General features: G+C 58.1%; 28 protein-coding genes. 10 read left to right on the top strand and 18 right to left on the bottom strand.

Annotated features, from left to right (window positions below):
- Positions 1-32: 32 nt before the first annotated feature.
- From ybiB to QOT07_RS07440, 3 genes are all read right to left on the bottom strand, one after another.
- The gene (gene ybiB / locus QOT07_RS07450) at positions 33-992 is read right to left on the bottom strand and encodes a DNA-binding protein YbiB (RefSeq protein ID WP_207975826.1); all 960 of its coding nucleotides are present in this window, start codon (positions 990-992) and stop codon (positions 33-35) included.
- A 39-nt stretch (positions 993-1,031) separates the two neighbouring features.
- On the bottom strand, positions 1,032-1,664 hold the full coding sequence (locus QOT07_RS07445) for an FMN-binding negative transcriptional regulator (protein WP_283602826.1): 633 nt from the start codon (positions 1,662-1,664) through the stop codon (positions 1,032-1,034).
- Positions 1,665-1,725: 61 nt separating this feature from the next.
- On the bottom strand, positions 1,726-3,150 hold the full coding sequence (locus QOT07_RS07440; protein ID WP_283602825.1) for an MFS transporter: 1,425 nt from the start codon (positions 3,148-3,150) through the stop codon (positions 1,726-1,728).
- A 100-nt stretch (positions 3,151-3,250) separates the two neighbouring features.
- Here QOT07_RS07440 and QOT07_RS07435 point away from each other — a divergent pair, with 100 nt between their 5' ends.
- Complete coding sequence (locus tag QOT07_RS07435) at positions 3,251-4,087, top strand: helix-turn-helix transcriptional regulator (protein ID WP_099064035.1); 837 nt, start codon at positions 3,251-3,253, stop codon at positions 4,085-4,087.
- Positions 4,088-4,089: 2 nt separating this feature from the next.
- Here QOT07_RS07435 and QOT07_RS07430 read toward each other — a convergent pair whose 3' ends face one another.
- Both QOT07_RS07430 and QOT07_RS07425 read right to left on the bottom strand, forming a co-directional pair.
- On the bottom strand, positions 4,090-4,719 hold the full coding sequence (locus QOT07_RS07430; RefSeq protein ID WP_085115842.1) for a LysE family translocator: 630 nt from the start codon (positions 4,717-4,719) through the stop codon (positions 4,090-4,092).
- Positions 4,720-4,789: 70 nt separating this feature from the next.
- Positions 4,790-5,704, bottom strand: a complete 915-nt coding sequence (locus QOT07_RS07425) for a DMT family transporter (protein WP_219015711.1) — start codon at positions 5,702-5,704, stop codon at positions 4,790-4,792.
- Positions 5,705-5,840: 136 nt separating this feature from the next.
- Between QOT07_RS07425 and QOT07_RS07420 the strand changes: the two genes are divergently transcribed.
- Complete coding sequence (locus QOT07_RS07420; protein WP_099064034.1) at positions 5,841-6,275, top strand: Lrp/AsnC family transcriptional regulator; 435 nt, start codon at positions 5,841-5,843, stop codon at positions 6,273-6,275.
- Here QOT07_RS07420 and dinG read toward each other — a convergent pair whose 3' ends face one another.
- Genes dinG through QOT07_RS07405 form a run of 3 tightly spaced genes read right to left on the bottom strand, consistent with a single transcriptional unit; the run spans position 6,276 to position 9,245 of the window.
- The gene (dinG, locus tag QOT07_RS07415; RefSeq protein ID WP_099064033.1) at positions 6,276-8,474 is read right to left on the bottom strand and encodes an ATP-dependent DNA helicase DinG; all 2,199 of its coding nucleotides are present in this window, start codon (positions 8,472-8,474) and stop codon (positions 6,276-6,278) included.
- Positions 8,475-8,488: 14 nt separating this feature from the next.
- On the bottom strand, positions 8,489-8,923 hold the full coding sequence (locus QOT07_RS07410) for a tautomerase family protein (protein WP_099064032.1): 435 nt from the start codon (positions 8,921-8,923) through the stop codon (positions 8,489-8,491).
- 4 nt (positions 8,924-8,927) lie between these two features.
- Complete coding sequence (locus QOT07_RS07405) at positions 8,928-9,245, bottom strand: carboxymuconolactone decarboxylase family protein (RefSeq protein WP_261415987.1); 318 nt, start codon at positions 9,243-9,245, stop codon at positions 8,928-8,930.
- 181 nt (positions 9,246-9,426) lie between these two features.
- Between QOT07_RS07405 and QOT07_RS07400 the strand changes: the two genes are divergently transcribed.
- From QOT07_RS07400 to QOT07_RS07385, 4 genes are all read left to right on the top strand, one after another.
- Entirely contained in the window at positions 9,427-9,624 is a 198-nt protein-coding gene (locus QOT07_RS07400; protein WP_157765454.1) for a hypothetical protein, read from the top strand.
- A 3-nt stretch (positions 9,625-9,627) separates the two neighbouring features.
- On the top strand, positions 9,628-10,725 hold the full coding sequence (ompC, locus tag QOT07_RS07395; RefSeq protein ID WP_099064030.1) for a porin OmpC: 1,098 nt from the start codon (positions 9,628-9,630) through the stop codon (positions 10,723-10,725).
- Between the two features lie 187 nt (positions 10,726-10,912).
- Positions 10,913-11,764, top strand: coding sequence for a GNAT family N-acetyltransferase (locus QOT07_RS07390; protein ID WP_261415632.1), 852 nt, complete (start codon positions 10,913-10,915; stop codon positions 11,762-11,764).
- A 21-nt stretch (positions 11,765-11,785) separates the two neighbouring features.
- On the top strand, positions 11,786-12,616 hold the full coding sequence (locus QOT07_RS07385; RefSeq protein WP_099064028.1) for a 5'-nucleotidase, lipoprotein e(P4) family: 831 nt from the start codon (positions 11,786-11,788) through the stop codon (positions 12,614-12,616).
- Positions 12,617-12,786: 170 nt separating this feature from the next.
- Here the strand turns inward: QOT07_RS07385 and QOT07_RS07380 are convergent, their stop codons facing one another.
- The 3 genes from QOT07_RS07380 to QOT07_RS07370 all read right to left on the bottom strand — a co-directional run bounded on the left by QOT07_RS07380 (position 12,787) and on the right by QOT07_RS07370 (position 15,443).
- Positions 12,787-13,305 carry a GNAT family N-acetyltransferase gene (locus tag QOT07_RS07380; protein ID WP_099064027.1) on the bottom strand — a complete coding sequence of 173 codons (519 nt, stop codon included), beginning with the start codon at positions 13,303-13,305 and terminating at the stop codon, positions 12,787-12,789.
- A 2-nt stretch (positions 13,306-13,307) separates the two neighbouring features.
- Positions 13,308-13,877: a helix-turn-helix domain-containing protein gene (locus tag QOT07_RS07375; RefSeq protein WP_099064026.1), complete on the bottom strand. Its 570-nt coding sequence runs from the start codon at positions 13,875-13,877 to the stop codon at positions 13,308-13,310.
- 111 nt (positions 13,878-13,988) lie between these two features.
- Positions 13,989-15,443, bottom strand: coding sequence for an MFS transporter (locus tag QOT07_RS07370; RefSeq protein ID WP_283602822.1), 1,455 nt, complete (start codon positions 15,441-15,443; stop codon positions 13,989-13,991).
- Positions 15,444-15,547: 104 nt separating this feature from the next.
- Between QOT07_RS07370 and QOT07_RS07365 the strand changes: the two genes are divergently transcribed.
- The 3 genes from QOT07_RS07365 (at position 15,548) to QOT07_RS07355 (ending at position 17,681) form a co-directional block, all read left to right on the top strand.
- Entirely contained in the window at positions 15,548-16,201 is a 654-nt protein-coding gene (locus tag QOT07_RS07365; protein ID WP_112348186.1) for a helix-turn-helix transcriptional regulator, read from the top strand.
- A gap of 168 nt (positions 16,202-16,369) precedes the next feature.
- Entirely contained in the window at positions 16,370-17,296 is a 927-nt protein-coding gene (gene yedA / locus QOT07_RS07360) for a drug/metabolite exporter YedA (RefSeq protein ID WP_283602821.1), read from the top strand.
- 208 nt (positions 17,297-17,504) lie between these two features.
- Entirely contained in the window at positions 17,505-17,681 is a 177-nt protein-coding gene (locus QOT07_RS07355; RefSeq protein ID WP_170924999.1) for a hypothetical protein, read from the top strand.
- Here the strand turns inward: QOT07_RS07355 and QOT07_RS07350 are convergent.
- Entirely contained in the window at positions 17,669-18,580 is a 912-nt protein-coding gene (locus QOT07_RS07350; protein ID WP_283602820.1) for a LysR family transcriptional regulator, read from the bottom strand. The two genes, QOT07_RS07355 and QOT07_RS07350, sit on opposite strands and share 13 nt — an antisense overlap.
- 128 nt (positions 18,581-18,708) lie before the next feature.
- On the opposite strand from QOT07_RS07350, the gene QOT07_RS07345 reads away from it, so the two are divergent.
- Positions 18,709-19,443: an SDR family oxidoreductase gene (locus tag QOT07_RS07345; RefSeq protein WP_099064021.1), complete on the top strand. Its 735-nt coding sequence runs from the start codon at positions 18,709-18,711 to the stop codon at positions 19,441-19,443.
- A 2-nt stretch (positions 19,444-19,445) separates the two neighbouring features.
- Here the strand turns inward: QOT07_RS07345 and QOT07_RS07340 are convergent, their stop codons facing one another.
- From QOT07_RS07340 to QOT07_RS07315, 6 genes are read right to left on the bottom strand one after another with little or no spacing between them, the layout of a single operon-like run.
- Positions 19,446-20,225, bottom strand: a complete 780-nt coding sequence (locus QOT07_RS07340; RefSeq protein WP_283602819.1) for a phosphate/phosphite/phosphonate ABC transporter substrate-binding protein — start codon at positions 20,223-20,225, stop codon at positions 19,446-19,448.
- A gap of 8 nt (positions 20,226-20,233) precedes the next feature.
- Positions 20,234-21,013 carry an ABC transporter permease gene (locus QOT07_RS07335; RefSeq protein ID WP_283602818.1) on the bottom strand — a complete coding sequence of 260 codons (780 nt, stop codon included), beginning with the start codon at positions 21,011-21,013 and terminating at the stop codon, positions 20,234-20,236.
- Entirely contained in the window at positions 21,010-21,945 is a 936-nt protein-coding gene (locus QOT07_RS07330; protein WP_085115828.1) for an ABC transporter ATP-binding protein, read from the bottom strand. Before QOT07_RS07330 ends, QOT07_RS07335 begins: the two co-directional genes overlap by 4 nt.
- Complete coding sequence (locus QOT07_RS07325) at positions 21,942-23,102, bottom strand: ABC transporter permease (protein WP_283602817.1); 1,161 nt, start codon at positions 23,100-23,102, stop codon at positions 21,942-21,944. The genes QOT07_RS07330 and QOT07_RS07325 overlap by 4 nt, the downstream gene beginning before the upstream one ends.
- Before the next feature lie 47 nt (positions 23,103-23,149).
- Positions 23,150-24,082 (bottom strand): glycine betaine ABC transporter substrate-binding protein OsmF, encoded by a 933-nt coding sequence (gene osmF / locus QOT07_RS07320; RefSeq protein ID WP_283602816.1) that lies wholly within the window; start codon positions 24,080-24,082, stop codon positions 23,150-23,152.
- 29 nt (positions 24,083-24,111) lie between these two features.
- Positions 24,112-25,179 carry a fatty acid desaturase gene (locus QOT07_RS07315; RefSeq protein ID WP_283602815.1) on the bottom strand — a complete coding sequence of 356 codons (1,068 nt, stop codon included), beginning with the start codon at positions 25,177-25,179 and terminating at the stop codon, positions 24,112-24,114.
- Between the last annotated feature and the right edge of the window lie 88 nt (positions 25,180-25,267).

The following is a 25,267-nucleotide window of genomic DNA, read 5'->3' as shown; positions in this document are numbered from 1 at the left end:
TTCGCGAAGTATTCCAGTATAGACGATGGGTTTTACGCGCTGCGTAAACGCTCCAGTCCCTGCTCCAGGCTGCCGACTTCACCGGTAGCCAGCAAACAGCAGGCAATCTGGCGCTGAATTGCCAGTGGGATTGCCACTTCCCCCGCCAGGCAACGTTCGGTCCAGCGTGCGGTGGTCTCGGCATCTTTTGCTGCCGGCAGATCCGGCGTTTCATCCTGCCCCGGCCGCTCCAGCAGCACCTGCTGCTCGCCGTTAACGATGTAATGGATCTGCGGGCAACGCTGCGGATTGGCGTAGGCCTCGCCTTCGGTGCCGTGCATCAACAACCCACGGGCGCCGATCTGGCGGAAAAACGAGGCCACCCGGCCAACGTATTCCGGGTGCGACACGCTGGCGATACGCAGCACATCCTGCCCGGTAAACGGCGTGGCCAGTTTGGCCAACGTATGGGCACTGTTGCGTACCCCCATGCGCCAGCGCATACCAAGCTGACGATCCAGAGGTGCAGACAAGGCTGAAACCGGGATAAACACCGCTTCACCCTGATCCAGACGCTGTTGGGCATCGGCGGCGTCTTGCGACCAGGGCAGGCCCAATGCCTGGAAGGTTTCGGCACTGGTGACGCGGGTGCTGTCATCCAACACGCCATGCACCACGACCGGCAGACCGACACGCTTGAGCAACAGTGCCAACAGCGGCGTCAGGTTCGCCTGTTTGCGCGCACCGTTATAGCTCGGCAACACCACCGGCATCGGCCGCCCTTGTGGTGCCTGCAGACACATCACCTGCTGCTGCATCGCCTGGTAAAAACCGAGCATTTCCTCTTCGGCTTCCCCTTTGATGCGCATGGCAATCAGGATGCCACCCAGTTCCAGCTCGCCCACTTCACCGGCCAGCATCTTTTGATAGAGCTGAAAGGCGGTTTCCCGGTCCAGATCGCGCGCATGGTTCTTGCCACGGCCTATTTCTTTGATAATTTTGGTGTAATCCATCGTCTGCGTTCCCCTGATTCAGTCTGGGTTCAGCATACCTTATCCACGCCGCCGCTCAACCTCATCCGCCAGTCGTTGCTGATCTGCGTCACCGGCACGCAGCGCGGCGATCACCCCGTCAACGTCTTCGGCGCTGCGGTTCTGGCTCATCTTCCCTTTGCCTTCACGGCGAGACACAGCGATCTCGATGCCGACAATGCCCTTGATTTGCGCAGCAATGTAATGGGCCGGGGCGTCGTCGATGCGCCAGGGTTCAGGCTGACGTCCTTCCTGCAATGCTGTCAATCCTTCCAGCTGTTGCCGCAACCAGCCCGCGTCCTCCGTTACCCTGGGCACGCCGTGCAGTTGTACCACGCTGTAATTCCAGGTCGGCACCACCTTGCCGGTCTGACGCTTGGTTTCATACCAGCCGGGCGAGATATATCCCTCTGGCCCCTGAAATATCACCAGGCATTCCTGCACCTTCTGTAACAACGCCCAGTGGGGATTGGCGCGGGACAGGTGCGCCCGCAGCACCACGTTTCCCTGCTCATCGGCGTCAATCAAAAACGGCAGCGGGTCGGCTACCAGTCCCTGCTCATCCTGGCTGATTAACATGCCCAGCGGGTGGGCACGAACCAGCGCAATTTGGCTTTCCAGGCAGTCATCACGAAATGAAGCGGGTTGATACATGGCGTTGGGCATCCTTTAGCATAATCGGGGAGATGAAATAGCAATAACACTCACCCGCGGTTTACTGAAGAGCCACTTTGCGCTGTTGTTGAATGATCCACCTCAGCAGCACAAAGGCGACAACCATCGCCAGCAGGTTGTAAACCATTGCCCCGGCAAACGCCTGCCCATAGCGTTCTGCGCCCGCGCCGCCTGCCAGCAAGGGGACAAAAAATGCACCGCTGGCGGCAATCCCCAATGCGCCGCCGACCTGCTGCACGGTGGAAATCACCCCGGCGGCCATCCCCGCCTGCTGCTGTTTTGCCAGTCCGAGCACCAGATTAAGCAACGGCGTCATGCTCAGTGCCTGGCCAAAGCCGAGGATCACCAGCCCCGGCAACAACCACAGTGGCTGCACCAGCGCTGCGCCCCACAATACCTGTGCTACCAGTAGCGCCATCCCCGCGGCGTAAATCACCACGCCAAGTGCCAACACGCCATTGCCCCAACGCTGCGCCAACAGCGGTGCCAAAAATGAAGCCAGCATGAAAGCCACGCTGGCGGGGGCAAACAGGCTGCCGGCCTGAAACGGCGTCAGGCCAAGGCCTGCCTGTAGCAGCAGGGCAAAACACAGGAAGAACGAAGAAGCGGTCGAGTAAATCGCCAGCACCACCGCCACGCCTGGGGCGAAACTCCCCTGCCGCAGCAACGCCGGATCGAGCACTGCGTCCCCGGCACCCAGCGCCAGTCGGCGTTCCCAGCGAATAAAGCCCCACAGCACCGCCACGCTCAGCGCCAGCGCAGGCAATACCCACCAGGGCCAGCCGCGTGACGGCCCTTCCAGCAACGGAACCAGTAACAGCAGCAACCCGCTGGCCGCCAACAGCAGGCCAACGCCGTCCAGCCGCTGTGCCTGTTCAAGGCGTGACTCGGGAATGCGCCGCGCCGCCAGCATCGCCAGCGCACCCACCGGCAGATTGATCAGGAAAATCATCCGCCAGCCGCTGCCGAAAATATCGGCTTCAATAATAAAGCCACCGAAGATCTGACCGACAATGGCCGCCAGCCCCAGCGTCATGCCCAGCCAGGCAAAAGCGCGCCGCCGCTGGTGCTCACTGTAAAGCACGCGCAACAGCGCATAGATCTGCGGGAACAACAACGCCGCCGTTGCCCCTTGCAGAAAACGCGCCACGATCAGCATGCTGAGAGAGGTCGCCATACCGCACAGCGCCGACGTCAGCGTAAAGCCCAACATGCCAAGGCTAAACATGCGACGGCGACCAAAGCGATCGCCCAGCCGCCCACCGGCAATCAGTAACACACCGAATGCCAACTCATAACCGGCAATAATCAGCCCGATGCCGGCAAAGTCGGCGGCGAACTGCTGCTGGATCACCGGGGCTGCCACGTTCACCACAAACAGGTCAAACACCGTCACAAAACCGCCCAGCAACAACACCGGTAATCCAGGCAGACGACGATCGTCCTCCGCTAATGACTGTTCCATAAATGCCTCCAAAGATTGAGATGGCGGCAGTATGGAACATGCCCTAAACTGTTACTATATAGCCAGTTATACTATTACTAACAGCAACAGGACAGCCACTATGCCACCGCGCACCCTCAATCGAACCCGTCAGGATCTGGCGGATTTTCTGCGTCAAAAGCGGGAGAAATTATCGCCGCAGGCCGTCGGCTTGCCGAGTGGTACCCGACGCCGGACGCCGGGGCTGCGGCGTGAAGAGGTGGCCGCACTGGCGGGGGTGGGTCTTACCTGGTACACCTGGCTGGAACAGGGGCGGGAGATCAACGCCTCGGTGGATTTTCTGGAAAATCTGGCGCGGGTGCTGAAGCTGGATGCCACCGGGCGCTACCATCTGTTTTTGCTGGCGCATCAGCGGCCGCCGGTGCCGGTAGGCCATCAATGGTGTCAGGTATCGCCGCTGGTACGCCGCCTGCTGGACGACCTGAAACTGCGCCCGGCTTACGTCATGAACCTGAGCTGGGACATCATCGCCTGGAACCCGGCGGCGGATCGGCTGTTTGCCATCGGCGATCGCCCGGCGCAACAACGCAACATGCTGTGGATGCTGTTCGCCGATCCACAGCTCAACCAGCGGCTGATGGAGTGGCAGGCGCAAGCGCCGCAAATCCTGGCCAGCTTTCGCCGCGACTATGCCCGCGCACCGGAAGACGCCACCATGCAGCAACGGGTTCAGACGCTGGAACAGGTATCACCGCAGTTCCGCCAGCTGTGGCAGCAGCATGATATTCACGGCCTCTGCCAGGGGCAGCGTACTTTCACGGTGCCGGGTGCCGGCCAGGTGACGTTCGAACATGCGTCGTTCATTGTCGATGAGGAAAATCATTTGCGACTGGTGATGTACAGCGCGCTGGCGCAATGCCCGGCCAGCGCGGCGTTTGAGGCATTACTGCAGGCGTAAGGCTATTTACGGCTGTCAAAAATCAGCTTGCAGGCCAGCCCGGCGAATACGCCACTCAGCAGGTAGTTCGGCCAGCGCGCGCTGAAGCGGCGACCGACGAAACGGCTTTTCATGCTGCTGACCGCCATGATCAACCCGCCGTTAATCAGCAGCCCCACCAGATTCAGCACCGTCGCCAGTAACAGCATCTGCACCACCAACGAACCGGCCTGCGGATCGATAAACTGCGGGAACAATGCCAGAACGAACAGCGCCATTTTGGGATTGAGGATGTTGGTGAACAACCCCTGTCGAAAAATCCGCATGGCCGGTACTGCCGCTAATCCGGCAGAAGCCTGCAAACTGCTGCCGGTTCGCAGCGTTTTCCAGGCCAGATACAGCAAATAGGCTGCCCCCAACATGCGCACCGCGTCATAGGCCAGCGGCACCGCGACGAACAGTTGCGACAGGCCTAACGCCGCCGCCAGGGCGTGGCAATAGGTGCCAAGCTGGATCCCCGCCAGTGACGCGAAACCCGCGCGTCGGCCCTGACTGACGCTGCGTGAAGCGATCAGCAACATATCCGGGCCGGGAGTCACCGTCAGCGCCAGACAGGCGCCGGAAAACAGCAAAAGTGTGGAAGCATCAACCATAAATCACCTGGTACCGCGTGGCGGAAAACAGGTTTTATCATAGATCTACCGCCGCCGTTTGTCAGCTCTGTCACTGTTCTGGAGCCTGCTTGCCGCCTGGCGCAGCCGTTAGCCGAACCCGGCGCTCACCCAGCAGGTTCATGCCCGCGGCCGCCAGCAGGATGATAGCCGCGCCGGCAAACTGCAGCGCCACCAACCGATGACCAAATGCCAGCCGATCCACCAGCATGGCGGCAATCGGATAAATAAAGGACAGTGAGCCGATCAGGTTGGTCGGCAACTTTTGGATCGCGCCATACAGCAATACGTACATGATCCCGGTGTGTAATACCCCGACCGTCACCAACATGCCCCACTGTCCGGCACTGGCCGAGGCATGGAAATCCACCAGCGGTAGCAGCATCACCACGCCGACCGTGACCTGGATCAGCGCAATCAGGTGCGGCGGCGTCCCTTTCAGTCGTTTGGCGGCCAGCGCCATCAGGGCATAGAAAAACGCCGCCCCCAACGCCAGCAGAATACCCATCAGGTAGTTATTCTGTCCGCCCGCCTGTTTCGGCTGCGCCAATACCACCAGCATCATGCCGACAAATGCCAGCACCAACCACAGCAGTTTGCGGGCAGTCAGTTTCTCACCGAGAAACAACGCACCCAGCGCCACCAGCATAAACGGCTGGGTGTTGTACACCGCGGTAGCGATGGAGATCGACGCATAAGAATAAGCGGCAAATAGCAGCAGCCAGTTGATCACCAGCGCGACGCCACCGGCAATCGCCACCAGCAGCGTAGTGCGCGTCAAAATATCACGTCGCAGTTGGCCCAGCGCCGCGCAGATTGCCAGCAGCACCAACGCGCCTATCGCACAGCGCCAGAACACCACGTTAATCACCGGCTGGCCGGACATCAGCACAAACCAGCCAATGGTGCCGGAAATCAGCATCGCGGCGATCATCTCCAGCGAGCCGCGTTTTATCTCTGCATTCATGGTTGTTTCCTCAGGGTAGCCCAATACGCTTATCTTGCGGCTTTCCCGCGCTGGTTTCCATGGCATAAAAAAGGCCATTATGCTTAACTGCCTTTTTATCGAAGGCATAAAACATAAATAACCTAATGGAGGTTGTATGGATGATATCGATCGCCAGATCCTGACCCTGCTGGCCGAGGATGCACGGGTGTCGCTGAAAACCCTCAGCGCCAGCGCCGGACTGTCGTCACCCAGCACTTCGGAACGGCTGCGGCGGCTGGAAGAAAGTGGTGTGATCCGGGGCTACACCCTGAACGTCGATTTGCAGGCGTTGGGCTACGCTTTTCAGTCGCTGGTGCGCATCAAACCGCTGCCGGGCATGCTGAAGAAGGTTGAACAGATGATCCAGGCGACCCCAGAGGTAATTGAATGTGACAAGGTGACCGGCGAGGACTGCTTTATCGTGCGTCTGGTGGCGCACTCGATGGAGCAACTCGACCAGACCCTTGATCGTCTGGCCGAGTGCGCGCAAAGCAACACGTCTATCGTCAAAACCACGCCGGTGAAGCGCCGCCTGCCGCCGCTGCTTTGATTAACGCGTACGCCGACGGGCGAACGGATCCTTGCGCTTTTTGTCTTTTTTCTCTGCCGCAGCGGCAGATTTGACCGCGGCCAGGTGCGCCTTGTCTGCTTCAGGGACTTCGCGCTGTTCGATAGGAAACACCGGCAACGCCGCCAGCAAGCGCGAACCATAGCTTTTGGTCAACAGGCGGCGATCGTAAATCACGATCTCGCCGTGGCATTCATTACTGCGGATCAGTCGGCCCACTTGCTGGATCAGGTTGAACGAAGCGCTTGGCAGGCTCTGTACCTCAAACGGATAGCGCTTCAGCGACTTCAGCCATTCACCCTCGGTCAGGATCACCGGGCTGTCGATCGGCGGGAAGGCAATTTTGTGGATATGTACCTGGGTCAGCAGCTCACCTTTCAGATCCAGCCCTTCGGCGAACGACTGCAGGCCGATCAACACGCTGGCGGTGCCCTTCTCGACCCGCTTACGGTGCTCTTCCACTAACCGGTAGCGCGGTTGATCGCCCTGTACCAGCAGCATCAGGCGCAGATCGGTGACGTAGCTGAGAAAGGTCTGCATCGCCCGGTGGCTGCTGAACAAGATCAGCATGCCCTTGTGCTTGCCGCTGGCTTGCTCGGCACGGAAAAAGCGCGCCATCTCTTCCAGGTGTTCGGCCTCATTGGCCATCGCCGGCTCAAAGCGCATGTTCGGAATGACAATCTTGCCCTGCTCCACGTGATTGAACGGCGAAGACAGGGATTCGAAGCGATCGCCGGCCTTTTCACTCAGCCCACTCATTTCTTGCAGACGCGCAAAGCTGTTCAGCGAGCGCAGCGTCGCCGAAGTGATCACTACGTGCGGCACCTTGCGCCACAGCAGCTTTTCCAATTGATCGCTGACGCGGATCCCCACGCAGTGCAGGTACAGGTGGGTCACATTATCGCGCAAGTCGCGCGTGACCCATTTGGAGATCGGCGCATTGGAAGACTTGTCCAACGCAGCCAGCCGCCACAGTTTGCTCATCGCCTCCAGATACCCCAGGGTACGGCTCATCTGAATGATGGAACGGTGCAGACGCACAATGTCGTGCTTGCCGGTCTGTTCGCTGAGATCGTTGACGATAAACTCTGCCACCCCGCGCAAAGCGTCGGTCAGTTTGAACAAGCGCGCGCAGGTTTCCACCATTTCCGCCGGCAGTTCGCCCATTTCAAAACGGTGTTCGGCGATAACGGTGTCCGTCGGCAGATAAGCGCTGACCTGATGCTCAAAAATCTGGATCAGTTCGCGCAGTTCTTCACAATGGTTTTTCAAACGTTCGTCGTTCGCCAACCCCGGTGGGCTTTTAGGTCGGTATTGCGTCATGCACTGCTCAACGTGACGCACGATCATGTCCAACTGCAGGTTAGTCGACAATGCGGTGATTTCGCCCTCAATCTCCAGTGCGTCACGCGCCACTTCCGGCAAATGATGGCCTTCGTCCAGCACCAGCAGTAGCTCTTTCGGGTTGGGCAGCACCGATTCGGTTTCCAGCGCCGCCATCACCAGCGCATGGTTAGCCACCACCACGTCGGCGGTCTCAATCTCTTTGCGGGCGATATAAAACGGGCATTCACGGATGTAATGGCAGTTACGGCCCAGGCAGTTGGCTTTATCGGTGCTCAGTTTGATCCACAGAGGATCATCAATCGACAGCTGATAATGGTCGCGCAGCCCGTCCCACTCATGGCGGCTGAGCGCTTTACTCAGCTTTTGGCACAGCGCCTGTTCTTCCCCGTTGGAAGGGGCCAGTTCGTCGCCCAGAAACAGCATCAGGTCACCCTGCTCGCTGACGTCAGTGCTCAGCGCCGCCAGGTTACGCGGGCAAACATAACGCCCGCGACCAAAGGCACCGGTAAATTTCAGATCGGGAATGATCTTCTTCAGCAGCGGCAAATCCTTGCTGTAGATCTGATCCTGCAGCGCCACGTTAGCGGTGCTGACCACCAAAGGTTTGCTCTCGGCGCGGCCAACGGCGATCCCCGGGATCAGGTATGACAAGGTTTTGCCTACGCCGGTCGGTGCCTCGATCGCCAGATGGCGCGGATAATCACCGGCCAGCGTTTTCGCCACTTCGGCGATCATCTGCCGTTGCGGTGCACGGGAAATAAAATCCGGTATTTGCTGCTGCAGGGCTTTGTACCACTGGCCAATCTGATCTTTAACTGCGGGGGAGAGCGCCATTCAACTCTATATCGTTACGAAATGATGGCGCTATTGTCCCACAGACCGTCGGCCGCGTCAGCCTGGCCTTCGATCATTGAGGCGCGACCCGCACTGAACGACCACTCGTCCAACTGAGTGGTGGTGATCACCACCATCACATCTTGCGGTCGTAACTGCAGATTTTCCGCCAGCAGCTCCGCCAACCGCTGATAAAAACGCTGTTTGGTCAGGGTATCGCGCGGACGGCCAGCGGTAATGTAAAACAGCACAAAATCCGCCGAACGCGGGCCGCCCAGATAGTCACGATCGTAAATCAGCTCTCCCGGGCGATATTGATCGATGGCCTGGAATTTATCGGCCGGCGGTACGCTGAAGGTTTCTACCAGCGCCTGATGCAGGCTGTCTGACAGGGTTTTCAGGTATTGCGCAGATTTCCCCTGATGCAAAGCAATGCGGCTGAATGGCATGAGGCTACTCCTGTTTCAGTTCGCGCAAACGCGTTACGGCAGAGGCTGCCGCAGGCCAGCCGGCATAGAACGCCAGATGAGTGATCACCTCGGCAAGCTGTCCGACGTTCACGCCATTGCGCTGGGCCAGTTGCAGATGAAACGGCAATTGCTCCACGCGGTTAAGCGCCACCAGCGCCGCCACGGTGATCAGGCTGCGCTCACGCGGGGTGAGTATCGGCCGCTGCCAGACGTCGTCGAATAATACGCTGTCACTGAGCTGTGCCAGTTTGGGGGCTATGTCGCCGAACGCCTGCTGGCCGGCCTGTTGGGAAGGTTGCATCATTTTCTCCTGTCGATTTGCCGATAGCCCCACGCTACCCGCAAACACAGCAGGCGAAAATCGGGATTTTTAACACTAAAGATTCATAAAAACAGGATGGTTAGCTCCAGAGGACGGCGCGCGAGGCGACGCAATGTATAAATCTCACGCATGATTTCTCACAATACCCGGAGGTGTATCGATGACAGCCGACAGTCATCCAGAGAAGAAATTCACTCTTTCCGCAACTTTTTTAATCGTTCGACATGGAAATGAATATTTTGTCATAAATAGATCACATAACTACGGTAAAAAACCTGCGCTGCAAACAAACGGGCGGCACAGTGAAACAGCAGTACAACTGATGATAAGCGTCTTTCAATCGAATAAAGCAGGGTAAATCATGAAACGTAATCTTCTGGCCGTTATTATTCCGGCACTTTTAATTGCGCAGACAGCACAGGCAGCAGAAATCTACAATAAAGACGGCAACAAACTTGATTTTTACGGCCGCGTAAAAGCACTGCACTATTTCTCTGACGATGCCGGTAATGATGGCGACAAAACCTATGTGCGTATCGGTTTTAAAGGCGCTACTCAAATTAACGATATGCTGACTGGTTATGGCCAGTGGGAATATCAGATTTCAGCTAACCATTCTGAATCCGACAGCGCGAAAGATACCAAGACTCGTCTGGGCTTCGCCGGTCTGAAATATAAAGATATCGGTTCCTTCGACTACGGCCGCAACTACGGCATTATTTATGACGTCGGCGCCTGGACGGATATGCTGCCAGAGTTCGGTGATGATGCTTACGTCAAGACCGACAACTTTATGAATGGCCGTACCAACGGCGTGGCGACCTACCGTAACAATGACTTCTTCGGCCTGGTTGAAGGTCTGAAGTTCGCGGTACAGTACCAGGGCAAGAACGAAAACGACGGTCGCGCCAACAGCAAGGCGAACGGTGACGGTTGGGGCCTGTCTTCCAGCTATGAAATCATCGACGGTCTGAGCGTCGGCGCTGCCTACGCTTCCTCCAACCGTACTGCCGGCCAAAAAGCAGGCACCTTCGGTAAAGGCGATAAAGCGGATATCTGGGCTGGCGGTCTGAAATACGACAACAACGACGTTTATCTGGCAGCGACCTATTCGCAAAGCCGTAACATCGCGCCTATTTCCGGCACCGCGACCATCAACAATAATTCCACCTCCGTTAGCGGCTTTGCCAATAAAGCAGAAGGTCTGGAATTGGTTGCACAATATCAGTTCGACTTCGGTCTGCGTCCATCGCTGGGTTATGTTCAGCAGAAAGGCAAGGATATTGAAGGTATCGGCGATGCCGACCTGGTTAAATATATCGATGTCGGCGCTTACTACTATTTCAACAAGAACATGTCGACCTATGTCGATTATAAAATCAACCAACTCGACGGCGATAATAAGCTGGGTCTGAAAGACGACAACGTTATTGCTGTCGCCCTGACCTACCAGTTCTGATGTGATGAATAACCACCACTGCAAACTTTAGCTTCGGCTACTTGATCTCAGAGTGACTTCGCCGGGCGGCTACGCCCGGTTTTTTTATTTTCCTCTCCCCTTGCCCCTCATCACCGCACCAGGAAACTTGCCTTACAAAACAAACGGGTCTACATCTATATGTTGCGCAAATCAACCTGGATGACCTATGCCAAACACTTCCCCCTTCGAATACCACTCCGCCCTGCGCTACAACAGTGACGAGTTGGCACAGATCCTCTGCCATTGTTTTGAAAACTACATCGTGCGTTTCGTTATTGACGGTGACACCTTCGCCCGCCGCTTCGGTGCCGAAGATCTCAGTCTGAATGACAGCATTATCGTCACCCATCAACAGCAACCGGTAGCACTGGCGCTGATTAGCCGCCGCGGCTTACACAGCCGGGTGTCGGCGTTGTCTATCCGACCGGAAATGCGCGGTAAAGGATTGGGCAAGGCTCTGATGCAACGAATTGTTGCCGACGCGCGTAAACGCGGCGATCGCCAACTGTCGCTGGAGGTGATCGAAGGCAATGACCCGGCGATTGCACTGTACCATCAGGCCGGACTGCGCATCGTGGGAACCCTGACCGGCCATCAGGCCGGCGAGCAGGCCGCAGCCGACATTGTGCCGCTGCAAGAGATTGATCCGCTGTTTGTTTCCCACCGCCTGACGGCTGAAGGTGCCACCAGCCTGCCCTGGCTGATCGCCGCGGAATCGCTTTTCAAGCTGCCCGGTAAACCCTACGCCTTTACCCTTGGCCAGCATCAGGCCTATGCGGTGGTGCAGGTCGGTGCGGATAAGTGTTTTTTGCGCATGATTTACGTGCCACCGCAGCACCGCAGCCAGGGCCATGCCCGGGCGATGTTGACCGCGCTGCAGGCAAAGTTTTCACCGTTACCGCTGGTGGCCAACGTCTACGTTCCCGAAGTGGCCGCCCCCTTCTTCGACCGGCTCGGCTGGCAACAGGATCCATTACGCCAGTTTGAGATGACGATGGACTTAGAAACACCACAATAACAACCAGAGAGCGATCCCTTTATGACAGGAAAAAACAGGCAGACAGTGGCCCTTGGCGCGGCGTTTGGCATTGCGCTACTGACTCTGACCGGCTGTGCACAGCCGCCAAAAACCGATCTGCAAGCCCAGCAACGTCTGGCGGATCAGTCAGTGCTGGCACTGAACTGGTTCCAGCAGTCCGGCGAATATCAGGCGCTGTCACACCAGGCGTTCAACAGCGCCAAACTGGCCTTTGATCAGGCCAAGGCCACCCCGGGCAAGAAGAAAGCGGTAGTGGTTGATCTGGACGAAACCCTGCTCGACAACAGCCCGTACTCCGGCTGGCAGGCACAGCAGGGCCAACCTTTCGCCGCTGCCACCTGGGCCAAATGGTCACAGGCGGAGCAAGCCGGTGCCGTGCCGGGTGCCGTGCAGTTTGCCCGTTACGTCAATAGCCATCAGGGCACCATGTTCTACGTTTCCAACCGCAAGCTGTCTGAATACGCCGCCACGGTAGCCAATATGCAGAAACTGGGCTTTACCGGCATGTCGGAAAAAACCGTGCTGCTTAGCGGTGACACCTCCAACAAGCAGCCACGCTTCGACGCCATCAAGAACGCGGGTTACGACATTGTGGTCTACGCCGGTGACAACCTGAACGACTTTGGCGCAGCGACCTATCACAAAGATAACGCACAGCGCCGGGCGTTTGTCGCCGACAACCAAAGCAAATTCGGCACCGAATACATCGTGCTGCCGAACCCGCTGTACGGCGACTGGGAAAGTGGTATGGCGAAGGACTATAACAAGCTGACGCCAGAGCAAAAACTGCAGATACGCCAGCAAGCTATCAAGGCCTGGAACGGGCAGTAGTTGGATTAGATGGATGCTGCAGTCAGTGCCCTCACTGAGTCTATTACCCTATGGATTTCGAGTTGCAGCTAGGCGGCAAACTCGTTCATCCCCAGGAGCTTACTCAAGTAAGTGACTGGGGTGAACTAGTGCAGCCAACAACGCTGCAGCTTGAAAGACGACGGGGAAAATTACAGCAACTTATACATATAACTGGTGGCATCCAGCGCGCTGCCGTTGCTGGCGAGGGCGTATTGCGGAATGCTGCCGGCCAGTTGAAAGCCCATTTGGCGATACATGCCTTCCGCCGTATCGCCGGTCAGGGTATCCAGCACCAGTAAATGCCGCTGAAGCTCAGCCGCCTTTTGTTGCACCTGTAGCATCAGGCTACGGGCGATGCCCCGGCGGCGAGCGTCCGGGTGCACCATCAGCTTTACCACCTCCGCCCGGTGGCGGCCGTTGTCCGGCATCGCCAGCAACAACTGTACCGTGCCAACCACGCGCCCGGCATCGTATGCCACCAACAGCAACCGTTCCCCACGCTCAAACGCCGGTAGCAAACCACGCCAGAACGCCTGAGCCTGATCCAGACTGAACGGCATAACAAAACCAATGCTCGCGCCCTGGGCGACGCTGGCTTGCAGCATTTCGGCCAGTTCAGGGATCGCGTTGTGTGCCGCTTCTGCATTCAGTTGCTGTATCTCAATCATGATTAAGGCCTGCTGATAACGAGGGTGTAGTGGGCCGGCTCAGGGCCGGGGGCATGAAATTTTGAAGCGCCGAACAGCCGATAACGCAGGCAGTCACCCGGCTCAAGCTGGAAGGTTCGTGCCTCCAGCGTCAGTTCGAGCCGGCCTGCCAGCAGCCACAGATGGTGCTCAAGCGCATGTACCGAAGGCGCGTCATAGGCAATCTCCGCCCCGGCCTCGAGGGTGCATTCAATAAACTCGGCCTTATACAAGGCGGCAGGCGGTGAGACCGAACGACGATGAAAACCGCTGGTGCGATCAACCCACACCGTTTGCTGTTCACGATGCAGCAGCTCCGGCGGCTCGTCCTCGACCTCACTCAGCAGCCGCGACATGGTCAGCCCATAAGCCGAGCACAGCTTGTTTAGCAGTGAGGCGGTCGGGCTGGTTTCAGTGCGTTCGACTCGCGACAACGTCGCCCGGCTGATGCCGGTTTGCTGCGCCAACTCTTCCAGCGACCAACCCTGCTGCTGACGTAAATCAGACAACCGTTGCGCCAGCCGGAGATCGGCGCTCTCCAATTCGTTATCCATGTTTTAGTCTCTGATGCAAAAAAATCCCATATAAGAGAAATAATCTCAAATACGGGATTCGTCAATCAGATTTTTAACCGGTAGTAAAATTCGTTGAGAGGTCTTTCGTTCCTACGACGATAACGCCGACGGATCTGGTACCCGCTGCTCGCCTTCAACAACCGGCGGTGCGATCGCCGCACAGCGCCAGGCGCTGAACACCGCCAGCAGCGGTGCCAGTGCGAACAACAGGAACAACCAGCGCGCCGCGGAGGCCGCCCCAGCCGCTCCACCCGGTACGTTCAGCCCCGCCAGATTAGCAATCATCCCGGCCAGGGCAGCACCAAAGGCGGTCGCAAACAGTTGTACCGTGGTGATCGATGCCCCGGCAATATCCTTATCCGCCTCAGGCGAGACTTGCAGGATCCGCGTCAACAGGTGCGGCCAACCGAAGCCAATACCGAACCCCACCAGCGTCAGGGCAATCACAATCGGCGTCAGCCCCGCCCAGTGCCCGCCGGATGGTATTGGCATCAGCACGCCCAGTGCTAACAGCCCCACCAACACAAACAGCGGTCCACTGATGATCGCCCGGCGGATGCCTGCGCTGCGCCAACCGGAACTGAGGATCTCCGATAACGTCCACCCCGCCGCCATGGTGGCCGCAATATAGCCGGAAATCAGCGGTGACTGGCCGTGCAGTGTTTGCAGGAAATAAGGCACAAAGATTTCGCTGGTCATACCCACCACCAGCAAAGAGACGGTGATATACAGCGAGGCCAGAGGTGACCCACGGCGTAAGGCCCCCTTCGGCAGCAGGCGGGCACGGGAGTGCGCTTCACGCTGTATCAGCCAGGCCATCATCAGCACCGCCAGCGCAATCCCCCCTAAGTTAACCCACGCGCTGTCCGCCAGGCTGCCGGCGGAAACCACCAGAACCGCCGTTGCCAGCAACAACAGCTGAGCCACCGGCAGCGGTGCCGCCTGTTGCTGCGGCTTGCCTTTCGGCAGGATCAGGAAGGTAAACCCGGCGTACAACACCATCACCGGCAGCAGGATGCCAAAGGCCCAGCGCCAGGCGTTCAATTCGGCAAAGATGCCGCCCACCGCCGGCCCCACCAGGGTCGCGATACCCCACATCGCCGAAATCAGCGCCATCGCCCGCGGCCATAGCTTTTGCTCAAACACCAGATTGATCATGGCGTATGAAAGCGCGAAAATCAGCCCGCCGCCGAAGCCCTGCACGGTTCGGCCGACCAGCATCACCGGCATCGACGGTGCCAACGCACACAGCATCGCCCCGGCGATAAAGAACAGTGATGCCACCACGTAGGCACTGCGAGCCCCATAGCTACTGAGCAAGCGTGCCGATAATGCCGACCCCAGAATCGACGCCACCACAAACAGCGTGGTGTTCCAGGCATACAGATCCAGACCGCCTATATCCTGCACCACCGAGGGCAAAATGGTGGTAGCGACCAGAATATTGATTGCATGCAGCGCTACACCGAGTGAGAGCGCGATCGCACTGGCACCATTTTTGCCGGAAAAAAGATCGGCCCAGCGGCTATCATCGTTGGTTATCACGGTTGTCGTCCTGTTTTCAGAGGAATGGCATTGAGTTAATAGTGATACTGCGTTAAATTTAACAAGAATTATCTTGGAATAAGAGTAGGGTGAGGCGGAGAAATATGTCAAGAATAAACTTGGAAAATAGCGGTGGTCCCGCACAATCGGTCAGTGACCGTTTGCTGACACTATTAAAAACCCGCGGCCCACAGCAAGCGTCTGATGCAGGCAAAGTCCTTGGCACCACCGGCGAGGCCGCGCGCCAGCAGTTCGTCAAGCTGGCAAAAGATGGGTTGGTTGAAGCCGTAGCAGAGACCCGTGGCGTCGGTCGCCCGGTACAGCTGTGGCACCTGACTGCCGCAGGCAATGCCCGTTTTCCGGATACTCATTCCGAACTGACGGTACAGCTGCTGCGCACCGTCCGCGACAAGCTGGGTGAACAGGCGATCGAATTGTTGATCGACACCCGCGAGCAGGAAACGCGCATTAACTACAAACAGGCGATGGTCGGCGCCACCGATTTACAGGAGCGCGTCGAGCGCCTGACGGCGATCCGTTGTCGCGAAGGCTACATGGCCGAATCACGCGTACAGGAAGATGGCTCTTTTCTGCTGGTAGAGAACCACTGCCCTATTTGCGCCGCCGCCACCGTTTGTCAGGGATTCTGTCGGGCAGAACTGAGCATATTCACCGAGGTGTTGCAGGCGCAGGTTGAACGCTCCGAACATATCCTGGCGGGGGCACGCCGTTGCGCCTACCGTATTTCATTGCTGTAACCGACCCCCGCCGCAAGGCATCCTGCAGGCTGGCGTCATCCGGTGGATCATCACCGGCTCGCCAGCCCGTTGCCTGCTTAAAAAAGTACTGAAAAGCGTTGCTTATCCTCTGTCCGATCGGGTTTACTGAGCCCTCTAATAATAACCTTCCCTGCAGAATTAAAATCCATGCTGAGCCAAAGTAGCCGTAACGTCCTGCCGTTAATCGGGGCGCTGTTCACGTTATATATTGTCTGGGGTTCGACCTACTTCGTTATTCGTCTGGGCGTCGAGAGCTGGCCGCCGCTGATGATGGCCGGTATCCGCTTCCTGGTCGCCGGCATTGTGCTGTTCAGCTTTTTGGCGCTGCGCGGCCATGCATTGCCCACGGCAAAGCAGTGGCTGGCTGCCGGAACCATCGGTATTCTGCTGCTGGCAGTAGGTAATGGCCTGGTGACCGTGGCAGAGCATCAGAACGTGCCTTCCGGCATTGCCGCCGTAATGGTGGCGACGGTGCCGCTATTCACCCTGTGCTTCAGCCTGCTGTGGGGCATGCGCAATACCAAGCTGGAATGGGCGGGTATCGGGCTGGGCCTGGTGGGGATCGTGCTGTTGAATACCGGTAATAATCTGGTTGGCAACCCCACAGGCGCGCTGCTGATCCTGCTGGCTTCTGCCAGTTGGGCCTTTGGTTCCGTGCTGGGCTCGCGTATTTCGCTGCCGGCCGGACTGATGGCTGGGGCAGCGGAAATGCTGGTCGCCGGTGTGGTTCTACTGGTCGTTAGCCAGCTTAGCGGCGAGCGTCTGACGCAGATGCCCACCGCCAAAGGCTTCTTCGCGCTCGGTTATCTGATTGTGTTCGGTTCGATGCTGGCGATCAGCGCCTATATGTTTTTACTGAAAAACGTGCGCCCGGCGGTGGCAACCAGCTATGCCTACGTCAATCCGGTGGTGGCGGTGCTGCTCGGTATCGGCTTTGCCGGCGAGTCGTTGGCACCGCGCGAATGGGCAGCGCTGGTGATTATCGTCGCGGCGGTAGTGCTGGTCACGCTGGGCAAGTTCCTGTTTGCGCGCCCGACCAGCCGTGTAAAAAACGTGGAGCAGCAACCGAAATAGCAGGTGTTTATACCCTATGGCTTTCGAGTTGCAGCTAGGCGCCCAGCTCACTCATCCCCAGGCGCTTACTTAAGTAAGTAACTGGGGTGAGTGAGTGCAGGTAACAACGCTGCAGCTTGAAAGACGACGGGTATAAAAACGATTCTTGTTTCGTCCGTTGAAGAGACTATAATTCCCGCTGTTCCGGGCAACCTGCGAAATCATCCCAATGCTGAAAAAATCGTTCATTATCGTTATCTTTCTGTGTGCCTTTGGTTCACTCGGCGGCGTATTCCTGGCCGGGCTGAATATGTACACCCGCTCCACCACGCCAAGCGAAGAAACCACCACCTCCAGCGAAGCCGCTGCCAGCGCTACACCGGCGGAAGGCATTCAGAGCAAGTGATGCGCCATCCAGTCCTGACAGCGCTGCTGTAAAAAGCGCTGCAACAGCCTGACGCGCTCCGACACCTGCGAACGGTGCGGACAAACCAGGCTGATGGGCACCGTGTCGCTATGCCACTCCGGCAACAATGCCAGCAGCCGTCCGGCCTGGATATCCGCCACCACATCAATGGCTGATTTACGGACAATCCCGTGTCCGGCCAACGCCCAGCGTCGTGCTACCTCGCCGTCATCGGTAAAATAACGGCCGGTCAGCGGCACCTCCGTCAATTCATCGCCTCGCCAAAAACGCCATTCCGCCTGCCTGCGCCCACTGGGTTGATAAATCAGAATGCTGTGCTGAGCCAGATCGGCCGGGGTTTGCGGCACGCCATACTGCTGCAGATAAGCCGGGCTGGCACAGATCAAACGGCGGTGCTGCGACAGGATCGGCAGCGCCACCAACGAAGAGTCCGCCAGTTGCCCGAAGCGCAAAGCAATGTCCACCGGTTCGCGAAACAAATCGGCATGACGGTCGTTAATCAGTAATTGCAGTTGGATATGCGGGTGTTGCCGTTTGAATTCATCGAGCCAGCCCAACAACAGATTGCGGCCAAAATCCGAAGGGGCGGAGATCTGCAATACGCCGGACAGCCCCTGATGTTTCTCACGTATCGCCTGCTCACCCTCCGCCAGCGCCCCCAATGCCAGCCGGGCACTGTCGAGATAGCGCTGCCCTTCTTCCGTCAGGCGCAGGCTGCGGGTGGAACGCACCAGCAACCGAACCCCCAACCGCTGTTCCAGCCTTTTGATCGCAATACTGGCCGCCGCCGGCGTGATATCCAACGCGCGCGCCGCCGCTGAAAAACTGCCGCCTTCCACCGTACGGACAAACACTTCAAGGTCGATAAAGGATGTCATGGGTCTTCCTGCGTCACGCCTATTATTAAAAATATTTAACAAGTGTTTGCCATTTAGGCCAATTGTTCGCGGATTTTCAATAAGGAATGATAGATAACACCGAAACTCACAGTAATTGAGGCGTTATCATGATTAGTCCTTCTTCTTCCCTGAACCGGCAAAAGCTGGTGATCCTTGGCGGTAACAGCGGCATTGGTGCGGCAGTGGCTTATGCCGCGATAGAACGCGGGGCCAATGTGGTGTTGGCTTCACGCCGCGTCGGCAGCATGCAGCAATACCAACCTGCCGACGGCGGCGGCAACCTGCGGGTGATGCAGGCAGACGTGACCGATGAAAACTCACTGCGCGCGCTGTTTGCCGAAATCGGCGAGTTCGATCATCTGGTGTTCACCGCCGGCCCGGCAGTGCAGGCCAGGCTGTTGGCAGAAACCGATTTTGACGAGGCGCAGGCCAACTTCGACGTCAAACTGTGGGGCGCACTGCGTGCCATTAAGGCTGCATTGCCCAGCCTGTCGCCACGGGGCTCCATCACCCTGACCTCCGGTCAGCTATCGCGGAAATACCTCAGCGGCCAGTTGATTAAAACTGGCATCAATGCGGCATTGGAGGCGATTGGCAAGCAGTTGGCGAAAGAGTTGGCACCGCGACGGGTCAACGTGGTGAGCCCCGGTGTCACGGCCACCGAAGCCTACGACGCCCTGAGCGCCGAGCAGCGTCAGGCGATGTTTGCCAAAACCGGCGCTGGGTTGCCGGTTGGGCGTGTCGGTCTGGCGGCGGAGGTGGCAGCGGGCTATCTACTGGCGATGGAAAACGGCTTTATCACCGGCAGCGTGATCGATATTGACGGCGGCGGGCTGCTGTAAAATTACAGCGCCGTCACGCCAAACGCGGCGGCCTGTTGTTCCAGTTCGGCGATTTTTTGGTATGCCGAACGTGGCACCAGACTGAAATCACCGATCAACAGGCTGTCACTTACCGCTTCGCCCAGCATCGCCCTGGCCCCGGCGCGCAAGATCTCCAGCTGTTCGGGCGGGGTTTGTGCCGAAGTGATCAGTGGCAGCCCCGGAACAGTGGCGGTTCGCCCAATAATTTTTAGTCCCGCCAATGCCTGCGGCTGCGCCCGCTTCAACAGTTCAAGGCTGACGCAATCAACGGCGGCGATATCCGCCTGCCGATTTTGGATCAGTTTTATCGACTGATAATGTGCCCCAGAGGCAATAGCGGAACTGAAGAACTTTCCGTCATGAGCCAAGGGGGCTATCAACGCCCGCAGGCTGTTATGGCCTGACTGCGAGTCGGTGCTGTTATAGGCGGCAACCCGGCCGCGAAAATCCTCCAGCCGTTCGCCGGGTTCGTCATCGCGTACCACCAGCCAACTGCTGTATTCCGGCCCTTCACAACCCTCAACGCGGTAGTGATAGGTACCAATCAACTGAACCTGCGGCAGGCTGACGGCCAACGGATAGCCACAGGTTTGACTGAGCAATAAGTCATCCCGCTGCCAATGCTGCGCCAGATCCTGCGGCCAACTAAGCAATTCGGGCGCTTGCGGCAACCCCAGTTGCAGCAATTTGCCACGCAGCACCTGCCAGAAGGCTGCGGCCGGTTGATGAGTCACGCCGTACATCGGCAAAGATACCTGCATTTTTTCCCTTACCCCGCAGAAGAAGAAGTCACCAGCGTCTGCTGACGCCAGGCAGTGAGACGACGCACCCAGCGCTCAAACAGCATATCGGTGATGATCGCCAACAGGGCAACCACCACCGCGCCCTGGATCACATAGGCGGTATTAAAGCCGCTCAGGCCAATAATGATTGGCGAGCCCAGCGTTTTGGTGCCGACGGTAGAGGCGATTGCCGCCGTACCGATATTAATGATCACCGAGGTACGGATTCCGGCCACGATCACCGGGGCTGCCAGCGGCAATTCAACACGCCACAGGATCTGCTGGGGGCTCATCCCTACCCCCTGCGCAACTTCACGGGTCGCCGCAGGCACTGACTCAATACCCGCCAAGGTGCCCTGCAAGATCGGCAGTAAACCGTACAGCACCAGCGCGATGATCGCCGGCTGCTCGCTAAAGCCCATCACCGGCACCGCCACTGCCAGTACCGCCACCGGTGGAAAAGTCTGGCCGACCGCCACCAGGGTTTCCACCAGCGAGCGGAACTCTTTACCCGCGCGGCGCGTCACGCCAACCCCGGCTGCCACGCCAATCACCACGGCGATCAGGCTGGAGACGGCCACCAGCATCAGATGCGCCCATACCAGTGAGATAAAACTGTCCTGCTGATACACCGGCCGGTCCAGATCGGGGAACCAGGCGGCAAACAGGCCGTGTAAATGATTCATGCCAAACACCAGTGCCAGCAACAGGGCAAAGGTCCAGGGCAGCGGATCGCGCAGCCAGCGCAGGGCCTGAGACCCACTCATGACAACGCCTTTTGGACAATCAGATCGCTGAAATGCAGCACGCCAAGCGCTTCCCCCTGCTCGCCTATCACCGGCAAACATTCGCTACCGCGTGCCACAAACACCGACAGCGCTTCGCGCAGGCTCATGGCGGCGGCAATAGGCTCCCCTGCCACATGGCCAGGACGCACCCGTTGTGCCACCGTTTCCAGCGACAGCAGCTTGATACCGCGATCGCTACGGCCAAAGAAATCACGCACAAAATCGTTAGCCGGTGCGGTCAATAACTCCAGCGGCGTGCCTTGCTGCACAATGCGGCCCTGATCGAGCAACACGATACGGTCCGCCAGCGCCAGAGCCTCATCGATATCGTGCGTCACCAGCACAATGGTGCGTCCGGAGAGATGATGGATGCGCGCAATCTCCGTTTGCAGCGCCGCGCGGGTCACCGGATCCAGTGCGCCAAAAGGCTCGTCCATCAGCAGCACTTCAGGGTCAGCGGCCAACGCACGCGCCACCCCAACCCGCTGCTGCTGCCCGCCAGAAAGCTGGTGTGGATAGCGGTGGCGGAACAGATCCGGCTCCAGGTGCAACAGCTCCAGCAATTCGGTCACCCGATCGCGAATGCGCGCGCGCGGCCACTTCAGCAGTTGCGGCACGGTGGCTATATTTTCTTCCACCGTCCAGTGTGGGAACAGGCCGATCGACTGAATGGCGTAGCCCATACGACGGCGCAGATCCTGCGGTTTGAATTTCTGGATCTCTTCGTCGGCAAAGTAAATCTTGCCCTGATCGTGTTCGATCAGTCGGTTGATCATTTTTAACGTCGTGGACTTCCCGGAGCCCGAGGTGCCGATCAGTACGGCAAATTCACCCTTGGCAATCCGCAGCGTCAGATCGTCCACCGCTGGCTTGCCCTGAAAAATCTTGCTGACCTGATTAAACTGAATCATCGGCGTGATACATCCAACATTGAAACCATAAATTTAAACAGCGAATCGACGATTACCGCCATCACGATCACCGGGATCACTCCCAGCAGTACCAGATCCAGCGCGCTGCTGAGCAGGCCCTGGAAGACGATGGCACCAAAACCTCCGGCACCAATCAGCGCCGCCACCACCGCCATGCCAACGGTTTGTACCGCCAAAATGCGCACGCCGGTCAGGAACAACGGCAATGCCAGCGGCAACTGTACGCGGAAGAATATCTGCCCACGCGTCAGCCCCATGCCGCTGGCAGATTCGATCACGCTGGCCGGCACGCTCTGCAACCCGGCCACCACGCTGCGCACCAGCGGCAGCAGCGCATACAGCACCAGCGCCACAATTGCCGGTGCCATGCCAATACCGCTGACGCCGTGTTCCGCCAGCCAGGGCAGCGCCGCCGCCAGACCGGCCAATGGCGCGATCAGCAAGCCGAACAGCGCAATCGACGGCACGGTCTGGATAATGTTCAGGGTAGAAAATATCGGCGTTTGCCAGCGCGTAGAGCGAAAACACAGCACCCCGAGCGGAATGCCAATCAGCAGCGCCGGCCCCAGCGTTGCCAGCAGGATGGTCAGGTGCTGCAACAGCGCGGCGTCGAAGACGTCCTGCCGGTTGTAGTACTCTTTCAGCAGCGAAAGCTGATCCAACTGGTGGCTAAATAGCAGCGCCAACGCAGGCAGTATCACCAGCAGGTTGCCGAGCATGCGCCACAAATGTGAGGCGGTAATGCGGGCCATGGCGTCGGCGGCCATCAGCAAGCTCAGCGCCAGGATCAACCAGCAACCACTGCCCCAGGAAGTCCGCGCCAGTTTAGAGCCTTCCTGCGCCAACTGTTGAGCCGCATGCCCACTCAACCAGAAGGTCAAAGCCAGTAGCGCCGAAGCCGCCAGTGCGGTTAACAAGGCATTGCGCCTGCCGGGTGCCAGCAGGCTGAGCCCCGCCAGAACCACCATCGGCACCAGTAACCACAGCGCCGGACCGTGCAACAGGGAAATCAGGGAAATGCTCTTGCCCGACAGCAGGCGATTGGGGGCATAGCTGAGAAACGGCAGGCCAAAAGCGGCCAGCAGCAACAGAATGAGTAGCGTCAGTAGTACGCGGTTTTTTACGGCAATAATCAAAGAAACTCTCCAGCTCCATGTTGGCCCCCAAGCGGGGGCCAATGGTGTTACCCCTTAACCAACCCTTTCTCTTTCAGGTAGGTAGCCGCCACCTGTTTGGCGTCCTGGCCTTCTACCGCAATCTGCGCATTGAGTTTTTGCAGCGTTGGGCCGTCAAGTGTTGCAAACACCGGCTTCAACAGTTCGGCGATATTGGCATGCTGTTTCAGCGTTGCCTCGCGGATAATCGGTGCCGGTGCGTAAATCGGTTGCACCCTTTTTGGATCTTCCAGCGTTATCAACCCCAGCGCCGCTACCGGGCCGTCGGTACCGTAGGCCATCGCCGCGTTAACACCGGAGGTTTGCTCCGCCGCCGCCTTGATGGTCACCGCCGTATCACCGCCGGCCAACGACAACAACTGGTCCTGATTCAGCTTAAAGCCGTAAGCGTTCTGGAACGCAGGCAGGGCATCCGGACGTTCGATAAACTCCGCCGAGGCCGCCAGCTTGAACTTACCACCGCCGTTGATCCACTTGCCCAGATCGGCCAGCGTTTTCAGGTGATTGGCGTCTGCCACATCCTGACGGATGGCGATGGTCCAGGTGTTGTTGGCCGGAGCCGCATCCAGCCAGACAATTTTGTTCTTGTCGTAATCCAGCTTCTTCACCTTTTCAAAACCGGCCTGGGCGTTTTTCCACGCCGGGTCTTTTTCATCAGAGAAGAAAAATGCGCCGTTGCCGGTGTATTCCGGGTAGACATCAATTTCGCCGGAGGTGATCGCCCCGCGCAGTACCTTGGTGGTACCGAGCTGTAATTTATTGGTGGTTTTGATGCCGTTGGACTCCAGCACCTGCACGATAATGTTGCCGAGCAACGAGCCTTCGGTATCGATTTTAGAACCAACGCGCACCGTGTCGGCGGCCTGCGCCACGCCGACGCTCGCGGCAAGCAAACTCAGCGCCAGAGCCAGAGCGCGACCACGTGATGGGGTGATTGCCATACTTTTTCCTCTTGTTGTGTATTTTCCGGCTATTTGGCCAGATCGATTGGAAAATCCTGCGAAGCGCGCTTCCATCGCACAATAAATGTCTCCGCCGGCCAGACTTCATTTTCGCCCTCAATTTCCCTTGGCGACTCGCCAGCATTAAACGGATGAACCTCAACGGCGACCGGGGTAAATGCGTATTCACTCACCCACTGGCCATAGCCTTGCACCACAAATCCCTGGCTGCGCTGTTGATATTCATCACGCTCGGCCAGATACACCTGCCGTAAACCGTACCACGGTAAGCCGGGGAGATCATGGTGAACTAAATGATAGTTCAGATTAAGAAACAGCAGCCGCCACGGCCAGGCCGCCTCATTAATAATAGAACGTGCCTGCGGAGCTTCAACGGCGCGGTGCTCAAAAAACGATCTTACCTTGGTCAGCGCCAACGCCGGATAACCGATCGCCAGCAGGTAAAACACCGTGCCAATGCCGTGCAGTTGCAACCAGTTCATTACTCCCACCAGCAACAGTAAATGCACCAGCCACATCGCCAGAGTGCGCAAGTCACCGGCGGCGATCGCTTTCAGCGCATTCAACCCGGTAGCGATAATATCCAGCGTCGGGCCAATCAGCATGCGCCCGCTCAGCGTATTGCGCACCTTTGCCAACAACGGGTACAACCGCGGAAAACGCTGCCATTGCGCCTGGCTGAAGTAATAGCTTTCGGGATCTTCATGCGGATCGGTCAGATGTTCATTACGGTGGTGCTGAAGATGCGAATCGCGATACAGGCCGTAGGGATACCACACCGCCAACGGCAGCAGGCCGAATAACTGATTCAGCCGTGGCCAGCGGGTCGGATGGCCGTGGATCAGCTCGTGCTGCAGCGACATATACCAGGTGCTCAGCAGGATCAGCAACGGCGTACCAAGCCACGGCCCCAGTACCTGCCAGTACTGCACCACGCCAAACCAGCCGCCGTAAACCGCCGCCATAATGCCCCAGGTCGGCAGTTCCAGCCGCCAGGACCAACGCTGGTTAAGCTGCCGGATCCATTGACGTTGGGCAGGATGCAAATAGTGGCTATGGCTTTTGGCTGAGGACATGCGCAGACTCGCTGTAAGAGATTTTGCTCAGTATCAGCGAGCGGCAGGGTCACTCAAAATAACGAAAGCGGCAAAGCAAAGTTAAAAA

This window comes from Serratia proteamaculans (assembly GCF_949794035.1).
GTDB lineage: Bacteria > Pseudomonadota > Gammaproteobacteria > Enterobacterales > Enterobacteriaceae > Serratia > Serratia proteamaculans.
This window is presented reverse-complemented; position numbering and strand designations above follow the sequence as displayed.

What these genes read in the sequence shown, in the direction of transcription:
- ybiB (WP_207975826.1), bottom strand. Translation starts at nt 992, where the DNA reads ATGGATTACACCAAAATTATCAAAGAAATAGGCCGTGGCAAGAACCAT.
- QOT07_RS07445 (WP_283602826.1), bottom strand. Translation starts at nt 1,664, where the DNA reads ATGTATCAACCCGCTTCATTTCGTGATGACTGCCTGGAAAGCCAAATT.
- QOT07_RS07440 (WP_283602825.1), bottom strand. Translation starts at nt 3,150, where the DNA reads ATGGAACAGTCATTAGCGGAGGACGATCGTCGTCTGCCTGGATTACCG.
- QOT07_RS07435 (WP_099064035.1), top strand. Translation starts at nt 3,251, where the DNA reads ATGCCACCGCGCACCCTCAATCGAACCCGTCAGGATCTGGCGGATTTT.
- QOT07_RS07430 (WP_085115842.1), bottom strand. Translation starts at nt 4,719, where the DNA reads ATGGTTGATGCTTCCACACTTTTGCTGTTTTCCGGCGCCTGTCTGGCG.
- QOT07_RS07425 (WP_219015711.1), bottom strand. Translation starts at nt 5,704, where the DNA reads ATGAATGCAGAGATAAAACGCGGCTCGCTGGAGATGATCGCCGCGATG.
- QOT07_RS07420 (WP_099064034.1), top strand. Translation starts at nt 5,841, where the DNA reads ATGGATGATATCGATCGCCAGATCCTGACCCTGCTGGCCGAGGATGCA.
- dinG (WP_099064033.1), bottom strand. Translation starts at nt 8,474, where the DNA reads ATGGCGCTCTCCCCCGCAGTTAAAGATCAGATTGGCCAGTGGTACAAA.
- QOT07_RS07410 (WP_099064032.1), bottom strand. Translation starts at nt 8,923, where the DNA reads ATGCCATTCAGCCGCATTGCTTTGCATCAGGGGAAATCTGCGCAATAC.
- QOT07_RS07405 (WP_261415987.1), bottom strand. Translation starts at nt 9,245, where the DNA reads ATGCAACCTTCCCAACAGGCCGGCCAGCAGGCGTTCGGCGACATAGCC.
- QOT07_RS07400 (WP_157765454.1), top strand. Translation starts at nt 9,427, where the DNA reads ATGACAGCCGACAGTCATCCAGAGAAGAAATTCACTCTTTCCGCAACT.
- ompC (WP_099064030.1), top strand. Translation starts at nt 9,628, where the DNA reads ATGAAACGTAATCTTCTGGCCGTTATTATTCCGGCACTTTTAATTGCG.
- QOT07_RS07390 (WP_261415632.1), top strand. Translation starts at nt 10,913, where the DNA reads ATGCCAAACACTTCCCCCTTCGAATACCACTCCGCCCTGCGCTACAAC.
- QOT07_RS07385 (WP_099064028.1), top strand. Translation starts at nt 11,786, where the DNA reads ATGACAGGAAAAAACAGGCAGACAGTGGCCCTTGGCGCGGCGTTTGGC.
- QOT07_RS07380 (WP_099064027.1), bottom strand. Translation starts at nt 13,305, where the DNA reads ATGATTGAGATACAGCAACTGAATGCAGAAGCGGCACACAACGCGATC.
- QOT07_RS07375 (WP_099064026.1), bottom strand. Translation starts at nt 13,877, where the DNA reads ATGGATAACGAATTGGAGAGCGCCGATCTCCGGCTGGCGCAACGGTTG.
- QOT07_RS07365 (WP_112348186.1), top strand. Translation starts at nt 15,548, where the DNA reads ATGTCAAGAATAAACTTGGAAAATAGCGGTGGTCCCGCACAATCGGTC.
- yedA (WP_283602821.1), top strand. Translation starts at nt 16,370, where the DNA reads ATGCTGAGCCAAAGTAGCCGTAACGTCCTGCCGTTAATCGGGGCGCTG.
- QOT07_RS07355 (WP_170924999.1), top strand. Translation starts at nt 17,505, where the DNA reads ATGCTGAAAAAATCGTTCATTATCGTTATCTTTCTGTGTGCCTTTGGT.
- QOT07_RS07350 (WP_283602820.1), bottom strand. Translation starts at nt 18,580, where the DNA reads ATGACATCCTTTATCGACCTTGAAGTGTTTGTCCGTACGGTGGAAGGC.
- QOT07_RS07345 (WP_099064021.1), top strand. Translation starts at nt 18,709, where the DNA reads ATGATTAGTCCTTCTTCTTCCCTGAACCGGCAAAAGCTGGTGATCCTT.
- QOT07_RS07340 (WP_283602819.1), bottom strand. Translation starts at nt 20,225, where the DNA reads ATGCAGGTATCTTTGCCGATGTACGGCGTGACTCATCAACCGGCCGCA.
- QOT07_RS07335 (WP_283602818.1), bottom strand. Translation starts at nt 21,013, where the DNA reads ATGAGTGGGTCTCAGGCCCTGCGCTGGCTGCGCGATCCGCTGCCCTGG.
- QOT07_RS07330 (WP_085115828.1), bottom strand. Translation starts at nt 21,945, where the DNA reads ATGATTCAGTTTAATCAGGTCAGCAAGATTTTTCAGGGCAAGCCAGCG.
- osmF (WP_283602816.1), bottom strand. Translation starts at nt 24,082, where the DNA reads ATGGCAATCACCCCATCACGTGGTCGCGCTCTGGCTCTGGCGCTGAGT.
- QOT07_RS07315 (WP_283602815.1), bottom strand. Translation starts at nt 25,179, where the DNA reads ATGTCCTCAGCCAAAAGCCATAGCCACTATTTGCATCCTGCCCAACGT.